Origin of the sequence: Mycolicibacterium sp. lyk4-40-TYG-92 (genome assembly GCF_030209435.1) — a bacterium.
Lineage (GTDB): Bacteria > Actinomycetota > Actinomycetes > Mycobacteriales > Mycobacteriaceae > Mycobacterium.
On the sequence record NZ_JARVRX010000013.1, the window covers coordinates 116,963 to 133,759 of the forward strand.

16 protein-coding genes are annotated in these 16,797 nt (G+C 66.9%); 8 read left to right on the forward strand and 8 right to left on the reverse strand.

Going from position 1 to position 16,797, the window contains the following annotated elements; genetic code table 11:
* Positions 1–312 precede the first annotated feature (312 nt).
* Both QRN63_RS19340 and lpqV read right to left on the reverse strand, forming a co-directional pair.
* Entirely contained in the window at positions 313–1,941 is a 1,629-nt protein-coding gene (locus QRN63_RS19340; protein ID WP_410506024.1) for an LCP family protein, read from the reverse strand.
* A gap of 199 nt (positions 1,942–2,140) precedes the next feature.
* Positions 2,141–2,566 (reverse strand): lipoprotein LpqV, encoded by a 426-nt coding sequence (gene lpqV, locus QRN63_RS19345; RefSeq protein WP_267315451.1) that lies wholly within the window; start codon positions 2,564–2,566, stop codon positions 2,141–2,143.
* A gap of 187 nt (positions 2,567–2,753) precedes the next feature.
* On the opposite strand from lpqV, the gene QRN63_RS19350 reads away from it, so the two are divergent.
* A complete protein-coding gene (locus QRN63_RS19350; protein ID WP_267315450.1) occupies positions 2,754–3,299 on the forward strand; it encodes a cysteine dioxygenase in 546 nt (181 codons plus the stop codon).
* A gap of 83 nt (positions 3,300–3,382) precedes the next feature.
* A complete protein-coding gene (locus QRN63_RS19355; RefSeq protein ID WP_267316610.1) occupies positions 3,383–3,778 on the forward strand; it encodes a rhodanese-like domain-containing protein in 396 nt (131 codons plus the stop codon).
* Here QRN63_RS19355 and QRN63_RS19360 read toward each other — a convergent pair.
* Genes QRN63_RS19360 through QRN63_RS19370 form a run of 3 tightly spaced genes read right to left on the reverse strand, consistent with a single transcriptional unit; the run spans position 3,755 to position 7,348 of the window.
* Positions 3,755–5,506 carry an alpha/beta hydrolase gene (locus tag QRN63_RS19360; RefSeq protein ID WP_502888162.1) on the reverse strand — a complete coding sequence of 584 codons (1,752 nt, stop codon included), beginning with the start codon at positions 5,504–5,506 and terminating at the stop codon, positions 3,755–3,757. The genes QRN63_RS19355 and QRN63_RS19360 overlap by 24 nt on opposite strands.
* A 9-nt stretch (positions 5,507–5,515) precedes the next feature.
* Positions 5,516–6,298: an enoyl-CoA hydratase gene (locus QRN63_RS19365; RefSeq protein WP_053854339.1), complete on the reverse strand. Its 783-nt coding sequence runs from the start codon at positions 6,296–6,298 to the stop codon at positions 5,516–5,518.
* Between the two features lie 15 nt (positions 6,299–6,313).
* Positions 6,314–7,348 carry an enoyl-CoA hydratase/isomerase family protein gene (locus tag QRN63_RS19370; protein ID WP_285032289.1) on the reverse strand — a complete coding sequence of 345 codons (1,035 nt, stop codon included), beginning with the start codon at positions 7,346–7,348 and terminating at the stop codon, positions 6,314–6,316.
* A gap of 161 nt (positions 7,349–7,509) precedes the next feature.
* On the opposite strand from QRN63_RS19370, the gene QRN63_RS19375 reads away from it, so the two are divergent.
* On the forward strand, positions 7,510–8,352 hold the full coding sequence (locus tag QRN63_RS19375; protein ID WP_267315448.1) for a Bax inhibitor-1/YccA family protein: 843 nt from the start codon (positions 7,510–7,512) through the stop codon (positions 8,350–8,352).
* Positions 8,353–8,409: 57 nt separating this feature from the next.
* On the opposite strand, the gene purT is transcribed toward QRN63_RS19375, so the two are convergent.
* Positions 8,410–9,642: a formate-dependent phosphoribosylglycinamide formyltransferase gene (purT, locus tag QRN63_RS19380; RefSeq protein WP_285032290.1), complete on the reverse strand. Its 1,233-nt coding sequence runs from the start codon at positions 9,640–9,642 to the stop codon at positions 8,410–8,412.
* Positions 9,643–9,916: 274 nt separating this feature from the next.
* Here purT and QRN63_RS19385 point away from each other — a divergent pair, with 274 nt between their 5' ends.
* Positions 9,917–10,807, forward strand: coding sequence for an endonuclease domain-containing protein (locus QRN63_RS19385; protein WP_267315446.1), 891 nt, complete (start codon positions 9,917–9,919; stop codon positions 10,805–10,807).
* Between the two features lie 136 nt (positions 10,808–10,943).
* Here QRN63_RS19385 and QRN63_RS19390 read toward each other — a convergent pair whose 3' ends face one another.
* Together QRN63_RS19390 and QRN63_RS19395 are read right to left on the reverse strand one after the other, a co-directional pair.
* Positions 10,944–12,161: an acetyl-CoA C-acetyltransferase gene (locus QRN63_RS19390; protein ID WP_138248154.1), complete on the reverse strand. Its 1,218-nt coding sequence runs from the start codon at positions 12,159–12,161 to the stop codon at positions 10,944–10,946.
* A 39-nt stretch (positions 12,162–12,200) separates the two neighbouring features.
* Complete coding sequence (locus QRN63_RS19395; RefSeq protein ID WP_267315445.1) at positions 12,201–13,169, reverse strand: SGNH/GDSL hydrolase family protein; 969 nt, start codon at positions 13,167–13,169, stop codon at positions 12,201–12,203.
* Between the two features lie 205 nt (positions 13,170–13,374).
* On the opposite strand from QRN63_RS19395, the gene QRN63_RS19400 reads away from it, so the two are divergent.
* From QRN63_RS19400 to QRN63_RS19415, 4 genes are all read left to right on the forward strand, one after another.
* On the forward strand, positions 13,375–14,427 hold the full coding sequence (locus QRN63_RS19400) for an alpha/beta hydrolase (protein ID WP_267315444.1): 1,053 nt from the start codon (positions 13,375–13,377) through the stop codon (positions 14,425–14,427).
* Between the two features lie 42 nt (positions 14,428–14,469).
* Complete coding sequence (locus QRN63_RS19405; protein ID WP_267315443.1) at positions 14,470–15,864, forward strand: cystathionine beta-synthase; 1,395 nt, start codon at positions 14,470–14,472, stop codon at positions 15,862–15,864.
* 84 nt (positions 15,865–15,948) lie between these two features.
* Entirely contained in the window at positions 15,949–16,326 is a 378-nt protein-coding gene (locus QRN63_RS19410) for a CD225/dispanin family protein (RefSeq protein WP_267315442.1), read from the forward strand.
* Positions 16,327–16,339: 13 nt separating this feature from the next.
* On the forward strand, positions 16,340–16,768 hold the full coding sequence (locus QRN63_RS19415) for a DUF2752 domain-containing protein (RefSeq protein WP_267315441.1): 429 nt from the start codon (positions 16,340–16,342) through the stop codon (positions 16,766–16,768).
* The last annotated feature ends 29 nt before the right edge of the window (positions 16,769–16,797 follow it).

Here is a 16,797-nt window from a genome sequence, read left to right on the forward strand (position 1 = left end):
AAGCTAATTAATTTGGCGGCCATGATTGCGGTCAGGGACTTTTCTGGCGCGCCCCTGTCCCTGAGCGCAATCACCGGTTGATCGCAGCGGCGATTGCAGTCGTGTACTGGCCGCAGTGGAACGGGGCCGTGGCCGAGAATCTCGGCCTTGCGCGAGGCGCGGTCCAGCCGATACGCGTCAACTCGCCGCGAGCGACGGTGGCGCGAGCCTGACTGGACGGCGGAAATCCGCGCCGAAATTCGCCGTGTCGTCAGGCTCGGCGGCGGCGTCGACACGCTCGTTGCCCGCGCGGCACGGGCGACGCCGGGTGCGTCAGTTGACGCAGGGGAGCCCGTCGGTGGCGCGCACCGGCGGCCCGGATTCGGGGGTCGGCAGCGTGGTGTCGTAGTTGGACGACTTGGCCGCGGCCATGGACACGCTGTCCAGGGTGTCGGGCACCTGGTAGCCCGGGCCCAGCGTGACGTGGATACGGCCGGCAGGTACCGATGGGTCGGCGCGGACCGCATCGATGCCCAGCAGCTCTGCCAGGTGTTTGGCTTCGGCATCGGTCCCGGCGCCGAAGTCGACGGCCGTCGAACTGAGCTCGCCGTCCTGCGAGCTCTTGGTCTGGCCCATGGAGTATTCGAGGTCGCCCAGGATCTCCGACATCTGCCGGCCCAGGCCCGTGACGTCGGAGCCGTTGATGACGTCGATGATGGCGGTCTTGGCGTTCTTCGACGTCGTACCGGTGCTGTCCGCGGCTTTGTCCAGCGTCGACGGCTCGGTCGACGTGCTGGGTGTCGATGTCGATGTCGGCGCGCCTGCCGGTGGCTTGAGGCCGAAGGCCTTGGCGACCTCAACCTTGATGGCCATGGGGTCGACGATGTTCACGTCCTGGCCGTCGATGTTGTCGTAGCGCACGACGGGCAGCGTCCGGTACTGGACGTTCGCGCCGCCGGCGATCTCGCCCATGCGCTTGAACTGCTCCTGGCCCCAGCCGGCCGACAGCACGACGTCCTTCTGCGCGACGCCGATCAGCTGATTCAGCTTGCCGAGGTCGCTGAATGACCCGTCCTTCTGCAGCTGGTGCATCACCGAGATCAGGAACGCCTGTTGGCGGTGGGTCCGGTCCAGATCGCCGTTGTCCAAGCCATGCCGCTGCCGAACGAACGCGACGGCCTGTGAGGCGTCGAGCAGCTGCCGGCCGGCCGGGAAATCGGCGCCCGAGTAATCGTCGTACACGGGGTGGTTGAGGCAGATCTCGACGCCGCCGAGGCTCTCGGCGATGTCGTAGAAACCGGCGAGGTTGACCTCGGCGAAGTAGTCGATGGGCGCACCGGTCAGGTTGCGGACCGCGGCCAGGGTCGCGGCGCGGCCGGCCTCACGGCTCTTGCGCTCCAGCTCGGCCTGGTCGGTGACGCCCTTGTCCATGAGGTGCTGCATGGCGTTGGCCTTGGTCAGGCCATACGCTTCTTTGATCTTGATGTGGTCGTATCCGGGGATGCCGGTGACCCGCACGTAGTCGTCACGCGGGATCGAGAACGCGACCACGTGGTTGTCGGCGGAGATGTGCGCCAGGATCAGCGTGTTGGTGTTGTAGCCGCCGTTGTCCGAATCCCCGGCGTGCAGCTTGTCGAGCAGCGCCTGCGGCAGGTCGTTGCCCTGCTGATCTTTGCGCGAGTCGAGGCCGATCAACAGGATGTTCATCGCGCCGCCGGTGGACTTCGGCGCGTCCGCCCCGAGCGCGTCGCTGACCGTGATGCCGTGCAGCGCGCCGCGCACCGTCCACCAGCCCAGACCGGTCGCCGCCACCGCCACCGCGGTCACCAGCGCCAGTGCGACGCGGCCGACGGTGTCCCAGCCGACGCGCGCGCTGAGCAGGCTTTGCAGCCGGCTCCGGCGGTGCCGGGCTGGAAGACGGTGACGTGCGGTATCGCTGCGCTGGAGATCGGAGGTGCTCAGGTGCGACCTCGAGGGGATGCGGTCGTGGCGTTCATCTCGGCGGGCCTCGCGGGTACGTGAGGACCGCCGGTCGGATCCGGCGGTCGGAAGTTCGGTGTCACCGCGGCCCGCGTGGATGCGTCAGAGCGATCGGACGGCAGCGTCCCCGATTTTAGGGCACCGCCGCAGACTCAGCGAATCCTCAGTGAACGTTTGGTGATCAGCCGCATTCACCTTTGGAAGCGCTGGTGGCGGCCATGATCACGCCGGCCTGCTGGCCTGCTGTGAGCTCGGTCCACGGGGTGTTGAAGTTACCGGGATCACGTGTTTCCGGTCGTTGCATGAGATTCAGGTACGGCTCGACGAGTGTCGCGGGGTCGGCGTGCTGTGCATCCATCCACACCTTCGCGGCATGGCAGGCCTGGCCGAACTCGGACTCGGTCGCCGCCGACGGGGCGTGGACAGCGGTCGTGACACCGCCCGGGGAGACGGCGACGCCGCCGCCAGGTGCCGGGTTTTCGTGCGACTGCGTGGGCAGCTCGGCGGCAGTGTGGGCTGGGGCAGCCTGCTTGTCCGCACCACAGGCCGTCAGGAACGTCAGTGCGGTGGTCGTGAGCAGCGCTGCCCGGATGACGTTGGTCTGCATGATTGCCAATCTAGATGCGTTGGCATTCAGGATCACCCTGACGCTAACCCTTTCCCGCCGGCCGCGGGCCGTCCACGATGGGGAACATGGCAGTGCAGAACATGCAGAACGCGACGTGTTGTCGGGCTTGAGCCCGGCCTTGTGAGGGCGTGAAGCCCACCGTTCGCTTCTGCATTGGAGTTCCGTCATGTCCGTCCTGACAGATTTTTCTGTTTCTGGTCCTGCCCTCGTCGCCCCGACCCGATTGCGGCTACCCGACCTGCTGCACGCCACCGACCGGTGCGCCGACGACGTCTTGAGTGGCCGCTACGAACGGCTGCTGCCGGCCGACGGTCTGCCCCACGATGAACGCTGGTTCCGCCGGTTGTACGGCGACGACGAACTCGACCTCTGGTTGATCAGCTGGGTCCCGCAGCGCAGCACCGAACTGCACGACCACGGCGGATCGCTCGGCGCGCTGACCGTGGTGTCGGGGGCACTGGAGGAAACCCGGTGGGACGGTCGCGGGCTGCGGCAGCGCACGCTGGAGGCCGGTGACCAGGCCGCGTTCCCGCTGGGCTGGGTCCACGACGTGGTGCGGGCGGGTGCGGACGTGGTGTCGCCGTCGGTTCCCACGCTGAGCGTGCATGCGTATTCGCCACCGCTGACCGCCATGTCGTACTACGACGTCACTGAAAGCCAGAAGCTGCGTCGCGTCTACACCGAACTCACCGACAAGCCCGAGGGGGACTGATGGCAGCCGGGGCGAGCGAAGCAACCGGAGACGTGACCCGGGCGAGCGAAGCGACGGGAAGCACACCCAGCCGCGTCGACGCCATGCTGGCGGCGGCCCGTGAACGGTTGGTCCGGCTGTCCGCCGCCGAAATCCCGGCCGCACTGGCCCGGGGCGCCGTCCTGGTGGACATCAGGCCGGCCGCGCAGCGCGCCATCGAAGGCGAGTTCCCCGGTGCGCTCGTGGTGGAACGCAACGTTCTCGAATGGCGCTGCGACCCGACCAGCGACGCGCGCCTGCCGCAGGCCACGGGCGTCGACGTCGAGTGGGTGGTCCTGTGCTCGCAGGGCTACACCTCGAGCCTGGCCGCCGCGGCGCTACAGGACCTGGGGCTGTACCGGGCCACCGACGTCATCGGTGGCTACCGGGCGCTGGTCGATCAAGGACTGCTCGGTGGGACGGCGGCGTCGGTGCTGCTACGTGCCGGCGCTTGGGTGTAGCAGCGGCCGCAACCGCTCGGTCTTCTCCGGCGTCCACTCCGGCGGCTGTAACACGTCGGCCCAGGCGTTCGCGACATCGCGGATGTAGACGTGGCCGTGGCCGTCCGGGACGTCGACCGCGACGGCCATGTCAGCCGACACCTGCAGGAACGTCACGATCGGCATCCACTCCATCCGCGGCGAGACGTCGCGGCCGCGCGGTTCTTCCAGCCAGTCCGGCCGGGCGAACAGCAGGTCGGGGTTCCACCAGGCGATCGGGTCGGACGCGTGCTGCAGGTACACCACCCGCGGGTGGCCCCAGGTGGCGTTGGACGGACGGTTCAAATCCTCAGGGCGAGAACCGAACCGGGCGTTGAGGCCGTCGTCGTAGATCGGCAGTTTCTCCGGCGAGCCGGCGTCGCGGTAGCGGGTCAGCTCGGTCCAGATGGGGTTGTTGAACGTCGGCCCGGAGAACAACGCGCCGTCGGTGCGGGCCACCAGGTTGTTCACCGCCTGGAACGGGGCCTCGCCGCCGAACGACCCGAGGCTCTCGCCGAACACCACGAGCTTGGGGCGCTTGCCTTCCGGCATCTGGCGCACCAGCGCGTCGACCTCTTCGAAGAGGTCCTGGCCGGCCTCCTGGGCGTTGGCCTTGTCCACGAGGAACGAAATCCAGCTCGGCAGGAACGAATACTGCATCGACACGATCGCGGTGTTGCCGTTGTACATGTATTCCAGGGACGCGGCCTCGGCCTCGTTGATCCAGCCGGTGCCCGTCGTGGTGGCGACGGCGACGACAGCGCGCTCGAGTCCACCGGTGCGCTTGAGTTCCTGCGCGGCCAGCTTCGCCGTCGCCCGGATGCCGGCCGCGGAGTGCAGACCGGCATAGGCGCGAATCGGTTCGATTGCCGTGCGGCCGTTGAACTTCGACAGTTCGTCGACGCTCGGTCCGTTGGCGACGAAAATGCGGCCCTGCCGGCCCAGCGACGACCAGCTGGCCAGGGAGCCCGGCCCACCCGAACGCAATGGCGAGGTGGGAGGCGGGTTGTCGGGATCGTCCTCGTCGTTGGCCGAGGCGAAGGTCTGGTTGATCCACGACATCGCATAGTGGCCGACCACGCCGTTGAACACTTCGACGAACACGGCGAGGACCAGCAGCACCGCCACCACCCCGGACACCCGAGGCGGGGCCACCCGCTCCAGTTGCCGCATCAGGAACTGCACCAATTTGCGGATCAGCTGGCCGATCTCGACGAAAGCGAACAGGAAGACGATCGAATACACCGCCGTCAGCGGGTGGTCCCAGAACTTCATCCGGGGCACGCCCATCATGTCGCGGACCTCGTCCTGCCAGACGTGGAACCAGATGATCGCGAGGACCTGGCCGATGGCGCCGAGCCCGATCAGGATCAGCCACGCCCAGAGCGGCGCCTTGGGACTGCTGTCCTTCGACCGCATGTACCGGACCGTCCAGACGCCGAGCACCCCGAGGCCGTAGCCGCATGCGCCGGCGGCGCCGCTGACGATGCCCTGGAAGAGCGGGCCCCGCGGCAACAGTGACGGCGTCATCGAGAGCCAGATGAAGGCCAGGCCGACCGCGGTACCGAAAAAGGTGTACCGGCGAACCCACCAATCCGAGGGCGGCTCTTCCAGTTTCGCGACGAGTGACTCATCGGCCGACGGCTCGGCTACCGCGACAGCGGCGCCGTCGTCATCGGCGGGATCAGGCGGTTGTGCGGTGTCGGCCACCGATCGACTTTACCGATGCGTGAAGTTCGGCGCGCGCTTCTCGGTGAAGGCCGCCATGCCCTCGGTCTGGTCGTCGGTGGCGAAGGCCGAGTGGAACAGCCGGCGCTCGTACAGCAGGCCCTCTGCCAGCGTGCTCTCGAAGGCGCGGTTGACCGCTTCCTTCGCCATCCGCGATGCCGAAAGTGACATCCCGGCAATGGTTTTGGCGACGGCGTTGGCCTCTTCGAGCAGCTTGTCGGCTGGGACGACGCGCGACACCAGGCCGCAGCGTTCGGCTTCCTCGGCGTCCATGTTGCGGCCGGTGAGGATCAGATCCATCGCCTTGGCCTTGCCCACCGCGCGCGTCAGGCGCTGGCTGCCGCCCATGCCCGGGAGCACGCCCAGTTTGATCTCGGGCTGGCCGAATTTGGCGGTGTCGGCGGCGATCAGCAGGTCGCACATCATGGCGAGCTCACAACCGCCACCGAGGGCGTAACCGGCGACGGCGGCGATGGTGGGGGTGCGGGTCGCGGCGAACTTGTTCCACAGCGCGAAGAAGTCCTGCGAGAACACGTCGGCGAACGTCAGGCTCGCCATCTCCTTGATGTCGGCGCCCGCGGCGAAGGCCTTCTCGCTACCGGTGATGATGATGGCACCGATGCCCGGGTCGGCGTCGAGTTCGGCTGCGGCCGTGGTGACTTCGGCCATCACCTGGCTGTTGAGGGCATTGAGCGCCTTGGGCCGGTTCAGGGTGATGGTGGCGACGCGGTCGTCGCGGGTGACCAGAATGGTTTCGAACGTCTCAGATGTCACTGTGGAATCCTAGAACTAGAAGGTGAGATCGGGGTCGGCGGAGACGAAGTAGGCGTCGACGTCGGCGGCGGTGACGTCCGACAGGCTGGCCGGGGACCACTGCGGGTTGCGGTCCTTGTCGACGAGCTGGGCGCGGATGCCCTCCACGAAGTCGTGGGATTTGTGCGACGCCATCGACACTCGGAATTCCTGCACGAGGGTGTCCTCGAGGGTCGGCAGCTTGGCGGCGCGGCGCACAGCCTCCAGCGTGGCAGACAGTGCGACGGGCGACCGGGTGGCGATCAGCTCGGCGGCGGCGTTGGCTTCGGCGGACTCATGGCCGCGCAGGTTCGCCAAAATCTCCTCGACGGTGGCGGCCGCGTAGCACTCGTCGATCCAATGCTGTTGCGCCAGAAGCTCACTGGCCGGCGGCTCGGCGCCGTACTTCGCGAGCGCCGCGTCGGGTCCCGCGCTGATCACCAGGTCACGGAACGCGGAAAGGTCGGCCTGCGGGACGAAATGATCGGCGAAGCCGAGGGCGATGGCGTCCGCGCCGGAGAAGGGGGCACCGGTGAGTGCGGCGTGCAGACCGATCAGGCCGGGCGCGCGGGACAGCAGATAGGTGCCACCGACGTCGGGGATGAAGCCGATGCCCACCTCGGGCATACCCATCTTCGTCTTCTCGGTGACGACGCGGATGTTGCCGTGCGCGCCGACCCCGACGCCGCCGCCCATCACGATGCCGTCCATCAGTGCGACGTACGGCTTGGGGTAGCGACCGATGTGGGCGTTGAGCACGTATTCGTCGTGCCAGAAGGTCCTGGCGTTGTCGTCCTGGGCCTTCGCGCTGTGATAGAGCGCGATGACGTCGCCGCCCGCGCACAGGCCGCGCTCACCGGCGCCGGTCAGCAGGACCGCGCGGACGCTGTCGTCGTGTTCCCAGGCGTTGAGTGCCTCGGCGAGGCCCGTGACCATCGCGTAGTTGAGCGAGTTGATGGCCTTCGGACGGTTCAGCGTGACGACGCCGACGCCGTTCTCGACATTTACTAGGATATCCTCGTTTTCCGCCACGGTAAGCAATCTAGATCGTCGCGCATCGGCTGCGCCGACCAGGTACCGTTTCACAGTAAGTTCCCAGTTTCTCCGTCTCGCCGGGAACCAACACCCGAACCCGTACGTTGAGTGGGTGTTCGTCAGCAGACGGACCACAGCTTCAGGAGAGGAACCCGACGGTGCGCGAGAGCAGCAACCCGATATTTCGTTCCCTGCCCAAGTCGCAGGGCGGATACGCGCAATTCGGTAGTGGCGCCGCCGCTTATGGTGCCCAGCAGACCATGGCCCAGCCATACACCCAGTACCCGCAGCAGCAGGCCGGCTTCTCGCGCCCGCTGACCATCGACGACGTCGTCACCAAAACCGGCATCACGCTGGCGGTGCTGACGGTCAGTGCGGTCGTTTCGTACTTCACGATCATGTCGAACCTGGCGCTCGCCGGGCCCATCGCCATGATCGGCGCCATCGGCGGTCTGGTGATGGTCCTCATCGCCACGTTCGGCCGTAAGCAGGACAACCCCGGCATCGTCCTCACCTACGCGGTGCTCGAGGGCATGTTCCTCGGTGCCTTCTCGTTCGTCATGGCCAACTTCGCGGTGCAGGGCATCAGTGCCGGCGCCCTGATCAGCCAGGCGGTCCTCGGCACCTTCGGTGTGTTCTTCGGCATGCTCGTCGTCTACAAGACCGGCGCCATCCGCGTCACCCCGAAGTTCACCCGCATGATCGTCGCCGGCATGTTCGGCGTCCTCGCACTGATGCTCGGCAACTTCGTCATCGGCCTGTTCAACGGCGGAGCCGGCATGGGCCTGCGCAACGGTGGCACCCTCGCGATCATCTTCTCGCTCGTCTGCATCGCGCTCGCGGCGTTCAGCTTCCTGCTCGACTTCGACGCTGCCGACCAGATGATCCGCGCCGGTGCGCCGGAGAAGGCGGCGTGGGGCGTCGCGCTCGGCCTGACCGTCACCCTGGTCTGGCTGTACGTGGAAATCCTGCGACTGCTGAGTTACTTCAACAACGACTAGCTCCGTTGACAGAGAAGGGGCGTCCGCTTCGGCGGGCGCCCCTTCTTCGTGTCGTGCTCAGACTGCGCGCGGTTTGACCCGGCCGGCAGCTTCGGCAGCATTGCGGCGCGCGGTCTCGATGTCTGCGGCCCGGGCCAGGGCCACGCCCATCCTGCGGGTGCGGAAGCTCTCCGGCTTGCCGAACAGTCGAATGTCGGTGCCCGGCACCTGCAGGGCCTCATCGACGCCGTCGAAGACGATGCCCTCGGCCTCGACACCGCCGTAGATCACCGCGCTGGCGCCGGGGCTCTTGAGCGACGTGTCCACCGGCAGGCCGAGGATCGCGCGGGCGTGTAGCTCAAACTCGTTCTGCCACTGCGTGATCATGGTTGTCATACCGGTGTCGTGCGGCCGGGGGCTCACCTCGCTGAACCACACCTGGTCGCCCTTGACGAACAATTCGACGCCGAAAACGCCCTGCCCGCCGAGGTTTTCGGTGACCTTGTGCGCGATCTCCTGGGCGTTCGCCAGGGCCGCGGCCGACATCGGGTGAGGCTGCCAGCTCTCGACGTAGTCGCCAGAGACCTGACGGTGGCCGATCGGTTCGCAGAACTGGGTGACGACGGCGCCGTCGGCGCCTGCGTTTTCGCCCGTCGCTTCGCTCGCCCCGACGGCACGGACGGTCAACAGCGTGATCTCGTAATCGAAGTCGACGAAGCCCTCGACGATGATCCGCGTGTTGGTCACGCGCGCCCCGCCCATGGCGTACTCCCAGGCCTTCGCGACGTCGTCCGGACCGTCGAGCTTGCTCTGGCCCTTGCCCGAGCTGCTCATCACGGGCTTGACCACGCAGGGGTAGCCGATGCCGTCATCAATCGCCGCTTGCAACTCCTCGAGGGAGTCGCAGAACTTGTAGGGGCTCGTCGGCACCCCGAGCTCCTCGGCGGCCAGCCGGCGGATGCCTTCGCGGTCCATGGTCAGGCGGGCGGCCCGTGCGGTCGGGATCACCCGCACGACGCCGGCCTCCTCGAGCTCCTGCAGCGCCGGCGTCGCGATGGCCTCGATCTCCGGCACCACGAGGTCCGGCTTCTCGGCCTCGATGAGCGCCTTGAGCTGGTCGGGGTCGGTCATCGAGATGGTCCGCGCGTGGTGGGCCACCTGCTGGCCGGGTGCGTTCTCGTAGCGGTCGACGGCAATGGTCTCGACGCCCAGACGCTGCAACGCGATCAGCACTTCGCGACCGAGTTCGCCCGAGCCGAGCAGCATGACCTTGGTCGCGTTCGGCGACAGTGGTGTTCCGATGGTGATCATCGGGTGCAAATTGTATGGGGCGGGACCGGACTGCGGTTGACCCTGTACTGAGGCCACACGCCACTCGAAGAAATGCGCCATGGATTCAGGGTCAGCGTCCTGATCGCTCGCCGATGCGTTGACCCTGTACTGATGGCCTCGGCTCCTTGCACGAATGCGCCGCAAATACCGGATCAACCCGAGGTTGTGCACAGATCGCAGTTGATCCACACATCACGGCGGCGATGGTCGATGCAGGACTTCTGATGTCGGCGTTGCGCTGGACCGTGATGACGTGAGCAGAGAATCGGACCCATTCATCGGCAGCGAGGCAGTGGCGGCTCAGTCACTCACGCGCTACGAGCTGCGCCGTTATCACCGGGCGATACTGCCGAACATCTACGTGGACAAGCGAATTGATCCGTCGCTCTACCAGCGAACGAAGGCCGCGTGGTTGTGGTCAGGTCGCGAGGCAATCATCGCCGGAAGCGCGGCCGCCGCGGTGCACGGCGCTCGCTGGGTGCCTGAGGACGTTCCGATCGAGCTCATCTATGCCAACACCAGGCCGCCGCGAGGCGTCATCGCCCGCGACGACTGCCTTCTCGACGGCGAGATTCACCGCATCGATGGCATGCTCGTCACTGCACCCCACCGCACGGCATTTGATCTGGGGCGACGGGGGCGCGTTGGTGAGGCAGTTGCCCGACTTGACGCACTCGGGGCCGCGACCGAATTCAGCGTCGAGGACGTCGTGGCACTGGTCGGACAGCATCGGCATGCACGAGGCTTGCGCCAATTGGAGCGCGCTCTGGATCTCTATGACTCTGGCGCGCAGTCGCCGAAGGAATCCTGGCTTCGGCAATTGCTTATCGCGGAGGGTTTTCCGAAGCCTCAGACGCAGATTCCGGTTCCCGGCCCCGATGGTCGTGCCAAATATTTCCTCGACATGGGCTGGGAAGACCTGATGCTCGCTGTCGAGTACGACGGAGAACAGCATGCGGACCAGATCGGCTACGACATAGCGCGCAGCGAATACGTCGCCGCCATCGGGTGGACGGTGGTGAGGGTTGCCGCTGGACATCGCCGTGGCGAGATCGTCGGATGGGTCAATCGTGCATGGGCGCGGGCGCTGTATCGACGAAATCCTGCGGCATTTCTGCCGTCGCGGACTGCGCCGGGGATCTGAATTAGGCCAAGGACTCAGGGTCAACGCCAGCGCACCCCAGAACCACGTCGACCCTGTACCTGGGGCGCAAGTCACTCGAACTTTTGCGCCCTGAGTACAGGGTCAACGCGAGGCGGCGGGACGCCGCGTCAGGAACTTACGAAAGCCGCTCGATGATCATGGCCATACCCTGGCCACCACCGACACACATGGTCTCGATGCCGAACTGCTTGTCGTGGGTCTGCAGGTTGTTGATCAGCGTCGCGGTGATGCGGGCGCCGGTCATGCCGAACGGGTGGCCGAGGGCGATGGCGCCACCGGAGACGTTCAGGCGGTCCTCGTCCATGCCCAGGGCACGGGCCGAGCCCAGCACCTGCACGGCGAAGGCCTCGTTGATCTCGTAGAGGTCGACGTCGCCGATGGCCATGTTGGCGCGGCCGAGGGCCTGCTTGACGGCCTCGATCGGGCCCAGACCCATGATCTCCGGCGACAGGCCCGACACACCGGTCGAGACGATGCGCGCGAGCGGGGTCAGGCCGAGGGCCTTGGCCTTCTCGTCGCTCATGATCACGAGGGCGGCGGCGCCGTCGTTCAACGGGCAGGCGTTACCGGCGGTGATGGTGCCGTTCGGGCGGAACACCGGCTGCAGCTGGCTGATCTTCTCGTAGGTGGTGCCGGCACGCGGGCCGTCATCCTTAGAGACGATGGTGCCGTCGGGCAGGGTGACCGGGACGATCTCGCGCTCGAAGAAGCCGGCGTTGATGGCTTCCTCGGCCTTGTTCTGCGAACGGACGCCCCAGTGGTCCTGGTCCTCACGGCTGATGCCGGTGTGCAGGACGACGTTCTCGGCGGTCTGGCCCATCGCGATGTAGACGTCGGGCAGGACGCCGTCCTCGCGCGGGTCGTGCCACTCGGTGGCGCCTTCGGCCTGCTTGACGGTGCGGGCCTGGGCCTCGTCGAACAGCGAGTTCTTGCTGTTCGGGGCGCCGTCGGCGGCGCCGACGCCGAAGCGGGAGACGGTCTCGACACCGGCCGAGATGAACACGTCGCCCTCGCCGGCCTTGATGGCGTGGAACGCCATGCGGGTGGTCTGCAGCGACGACGAGCAGTAGCGGTTGACGGTGGTGCCCGGCATGAAGTCGTAGCCGAGTTCGACGGCCACGGCGCGGCCGATGTTGTAGGCGGCCTCGCCACCGGGCTGTCCGCAGCCGATCATCAGGTCGGCGACATCGCGCGGGTCGAGCGCGGGCACCTTGTCCAGCGCGGCGCGCACCATCTGGGCGGCGAGGTCGTCGGGCCGCATGGTGGCCAACGAGCCCTTGACGGCGCGGCCGATGGGGGAGCGGGCGGTGGAGACGATGACGGCTTCGGGCATGACGGGCTCCTCAGGATCCAAAAATTCTTCCTGGCGAATTTATCCCGTGACAGGAGCGACGATCGGCGCGGGTACGCCTGTCGTGCGCCGCCAGAGGCGCGACACGTTCGTCAGGCGCGCCAGCACGTTGGTCTCGTCGGTGGTCCGCGAAACCAGCGCCGATGCCGGCGGCGAGTCAGTTGTCCACTCGCCCAACGCTTCACACAATGCGGGGAGCAGCTGCTGAGCGGCCAGCGCGTATCCGGCGGCCGACGGGTGGAACATATCCGAGGAGAAGAGCACCTCCGGCGCCTTGAGGAAATCGGGCGAAAGCAGGTCTGAAAACGGTACCGGCACGCCGCCGAACGCCCGCACCTGTCCGGCCTGGGCCCGGGCCAGCCGGAGGCCGCGATTGCGGGTCACCCAGCGCAGTGGTTGCGGGATGGCGGCGATGGCGCCGAAGTCCGGACACGTGCCGACGACCACAACCGCGCCGCTCGCGCTGAGTCGTTGCACCGCATTGCCGAGGCGGCGTGCCGACTGCCATATCCCGTTGACCGCGGTGATGTCGTTGGCCCCGATCATGATGACCGCGGCGTCCGGTGGCGGGCCGGCCACGAACATGGCGTCGATCTGGCCGGACAGTCCCTTCGAGGTCGCGCCCACGATGGCCTTGGTGGACAACCGGATTCGCTTGCCGGACTGCTGTGCCAGCCCGCGGGCGAGCAGGACGCCGGGCACTTCGTCGGTGTTGTGGCAGCCGTATCCGGTGGCGGTGGAGTCACCGAAGATCATCAAATGCAGGTCGAAAGGGACGCCGCGTTGCCATTTTTCAACGGGGCCGCCACCGGGGCTGTAGACGCCGTCGGCTCTCGGCGGGACGTCCCATGACTTGGGTATGACCCGGCGCGCCTTGGCGGCCTGCCCGGTCAACAGATTTCGCGCTCCGACGTAGAACGAGCCCGTCGAAGCAATGGTGGCTGCGGTCGCCAGAGCGATGGTCGTCCGGCGCGGTGCACGTATGCCCACGGCGACAAGTCTAGGTCGGTTGCGGAGATTCGCAGGTCGATGAACCGCGGATGGCCCGGTCACGTAGTCATATCGACTGCGGCATTATTTCGGCCACTTTGATTGTTGATCTATGTAGCAGTGGCAAGCTAAGTTACGCGGGTTGTCTATAAGTGACGTAAATAACGAAGTGCACCGGAACTACAAAGGCGTAGGAGTGGTGGCGATGACCGCACCGAGCAGGGTTGTCAGAACCCATAGTGTTGCTATAAGTGCTGCTAAGGGGCGGAAACCACGCCGCTATCCGGTCAGCGACGGCGCACCGGTAGAGATCGTCGAGGACGGTCCCAGCCTCGCCGGGCGCCTGATGTCGGTAGCCGCGACACTCGCCATCAAGTCAACTCTGACCATCGGCAGCTACGTCCCGAAGGCCCCCTGGCCGTGGGGAATGGTGGATTTCGTCGCCCGGGTCATGAGGCCCGAGCCGGGTACTGTTCGCGCCACGATCGGTTTGCCGAACTGTACGGCGCACCTGGTCCGCGCCAAGGGCGTGCTGCCGGCCGACGGCCGTCGCAGCGTCATTCTCTACATGCACGGCGGAGCGTTCCTGACCTGTGGCGTGCACACCCACGGCCGCGTGGTCGGCGCGCTGTCGAAGTACGCCGACGCCCCCGTCCTGGTCGTCGACTACCGGATGATCCCGAAGCACTCGATCGGCGAGGCCCTCGAGGACTGCCACGACGCCTACCGGTGGCTGCGCCTGAAGGGCTATGAGCCGGATCAGATCGTGCTGGCCGGGGACTCCGCCGGCGGTTATCTGTCGCTGGCGCTGGCCGAGAAGCTTCAGGAGGAAGGTGAGCTGCCGGCGGCGGTGACGACCATGTCGCCGCTGTTCGAGATCGACAACGAGAGCCGGGCACAGCACCCGAACATGAAGTCCGACGCAATGTTCCCGCCGCATGCGTTCGACGCGCTGATCGAACTCATCGAGCACGCTGCGTCGCGCCACCTCGTCGACGGGAAGCCCGAGGAGATCTACGAGCCGCTCGACCACATCGAGCCCGGCCTGCCGCGCACCCTGATCCACGTGTCCGGCTCCGAGGTGCTGCTCAACGACGCCCGTAAGGCCGCGCACATGCTGGCCGCCAGTGGCGTGCCGGTCGAGGTGCACGTCTGGCCCGGCCAGATGCACGTGTTCCAACTCGCTGCCCCGCTGGTCAAGGAGGCCGACCGCTCGCTGAAGCAGATCGGCGAGTACATCCGCGAGGCAACCTGGTAATCCGGTATGCGCAACCAGGGTGCGGCCTGACACCATGTACCCATGCGCATCGCTCGGCACGTCAGTGAGCTCATCGGCAATACGCCTCTGGTCCAACTGAACTCGGTTGTTCCAGCGGGTTCGGGGGTGGTGGCCGCCAAGATCGAATACCTCAACCCCGGCGGCAGTGCCAAGGACCGCATCGCGGTCAAGATGATCGATGCCGCCGAAGAGGCCGGGCTGCTCAAGCCGGGCGGGACCATCGTCGAACCCACGTCCGGCAACACCGGCGTCGGACTCGCCATCGTCGCGCAGCAGCGGGGCTACAAGTGCATCTTCGTCTGCCCCGACAAGGTCAGTGAGGACAAGCAGAACGTGTTGCGCGCGTACGGCGCCGACGTCGTCGTCTGCCCCACGGCCGTGGCGCCCGACCATCCGGACAGCTACTACAGCGTCTCCAACCGACTGGTCACCGAGATCGACGGCGCCTGGAAGCCCGATCAGTACTCCAACCCGAACGGCCCGGCCAGCCACTACGAGACCACCGGCCCGGAGATCTGGGCCGACACCGACGGGAAGATCACGCATTTCGTGGCGGGCGTCGGTACCGGCGGCACCATCACCGGCACCGGCCGCTACCTCAAGGAGGTCTCGGGCGGCCGGGTGAAGGTCGTCGGCGTCGACCCCGAGGGCTCGGTGTACTCCGGCGGCACCGGCCGGCCGTACCTGGTCGAGGGCGTCGGTGAGGACTTCTGGCCGTCGGCGTACGACCCGAACGTCCCCGACGAGATCATCGCCGTCTCCGACGCCGATTCGTTCGAGATGACGCGGCGCCTGGCGCGCGAAGAGGCCCTGCTGGTCGGTGGGTCGTGCGGCATGGCCGCCGTCGCGGCGATCAAGGTCGCCGAGCGCGAGGGGCCCGACGCCGTCGTCGTCGTACTGCTTCCCGATGGCGGAAGAGGCTATCTGTCAAAGGTTTTCAACGACGAGTGGATGTCGTCGTACGGCTTCCTGCGGACCCGGCTGGACGGCACGCCCGAGGAGCACACCGTGGGCGACGTGCTGCGCGGCAAGTCCGGTGGGCTGCCGGACCTGGTGCACACCCACCCGTCGGAGACGGTGCGCGACGCCATCGGCATCCTGCGCGAGTACGGCGTCTCGCAGATGCCGGTGGTCGGGGCCGAGCCGCCGGTGATGGCCGGTGAGGTGGCGGGCAGTGTGTCCGAACGCGAGTTGCTCTCAGCGGTTTTCGAAGGCCGGGCGAAACTGGCCGACGCGGTCTCGCAGCACATGAGCCCGCCGCTGCCGCTGATCGGCGCCGGCGAGTTGGCGTCCGCGGCGGCCAAGGAACTGCGCGAGGTCGACGCCGTGATGGTCGTCGACGATGGCAAGCCCGTCGGCGTGCTGACGCGGCACGATCTGCTCGGTTTCCTGTCGCAGGGCGGCTCGGCTAAATAGCCGCCTCAGCAGGGCAGATTGACTTATCTTCTCCGATAGGGCGAGACGTTCGTTGCTCGCCGGTTGACCCTTGGAAAGGCCGCAATGACCGAGTACCCGCCCCCGCCGCCCGGGAATTTCCCACCGCCCCCGCCGGGGAACTTCCCGCCGCCTCCGCCGGGCGGCTACCCGCAGGCCGGTGGATATCCGGGCGCCGGCGGCCCCCCGGACAACAACCTGGTGTGGGGCATCCTCGTCACCATCTTCTGCTGCCTGCCCTTCGGCATCGTGTCGATCGTGAAGGCGACACAGGTCAGCGGGTTGTGGGCACAGGGTCGGCCCGACCTGGCACAGGCTGCCGCCGATGACGCCAAGAAGTGGGCCATGTGGGGCGCCATCGCCGGTGCCGTCGTGGCCGTGCTCTACATCATCTTCGTCGTCGTGCTCGGCGCGTTCTCGTTCTCCACGTCGTACCCCGGCTAGTCAGGTCTGAAAGATGCAACACCTGAAGCGGCCCAAGGCGGTTAGTCCGTTCCTTGGGCCGCTCGGTGTTGCGGCCGGCGCCGGCGTCGTGTGTTGCGCGGTGTGGCTGAGCAACCCGACGGTGCCGGGCGGCCTCATCCCGGTCTGCCCCACCAAGGCGCTGTTGGGCATCGACTGCCCCGGCTGCGGCAGCATGCGAATGCTGTATTCGCTGATGCACGGCGACTTTTCGGCTGCGGTGCACTTCAATGCGGTCGGTCTGATCGCTCTGATGTTGCTCGCCTGGTCCTACGGCGCGTGGACCTACGGTCGTGTCGTAGGACGACGAATCACCAGTTGGCAGCATCGTGGTTGGGCCGCTCCGGCTGTTTTGACGGTACTGTGCATTTGGTTTGTTATTCGCAATGTGCCGATAGCGCCGTTCATTTCGTTGTACGTGTAGTTCACGTTGTAACCAGAAACGCCACATCC

Coding starts and splice junctions, on each gene's coding strand:
- QRN63_RS19355 (WP_267316610.1), top strand. CDS start 3,383: ATGCTGGCGGCGGCCCGTGAACGGTTGGTCCGGCTGTCCGCCGCCGAA.
- QRN63_RS19405 (WP_267315443.1), top strand. CDS start 14,470: ATGCGCATCGCTCGGCACGTCAGTGAGCTCATCGGCAATACGCCTCTG.
- purT (WP_285032290.1), bottom strand. CDS start 9,642: ATGATCACCATCGGAACACCACTGTCGCCGAACGCGACCAAGGTCATG.
- QRN63_RS19410 (WP_267315442.1), top strand. CDS start 15,949: ATGACCGAGTACCCGCCCCCGCCGCCCGGGAATTTCCCACCGCCCCCG.
- QRN63_RS19350 (WP_267315450.1), top strand. CDS start 2,754: ATGTCCGTCCTGACAGATTTTTCTGTTTCTGGTCCTGCCCTCGTCGCC.
- lpqV (WP_267315451.1), bottom strand. CDS start 2,566: ATGCAGACCAACGTCATCCGGGCAGCGCTGCTCACGACCACCGCACTG.
- QRN63_RS19390 (WP_138248154.1), bottom strand. CDS start 12,161: ATGCCCGAAGCCGTCATCGTCTCCACCGCCCGCTCCCCCATCGGCCGC.
- QRN63_RS19400 (WP_267315444.1), top strand. CDS start 13,375: ATGACCGCACCGAGCAGGGTTGTCAGAACCCATAGTGTTGCTATAAGT.
- QRN63_RS19415 (WP_267315441.1), top strand. CDS start 16,340: ATGCAACACCTGAAGCGGCCCAAGGCGGTTAGTCCGTTCCTTGGGCCG.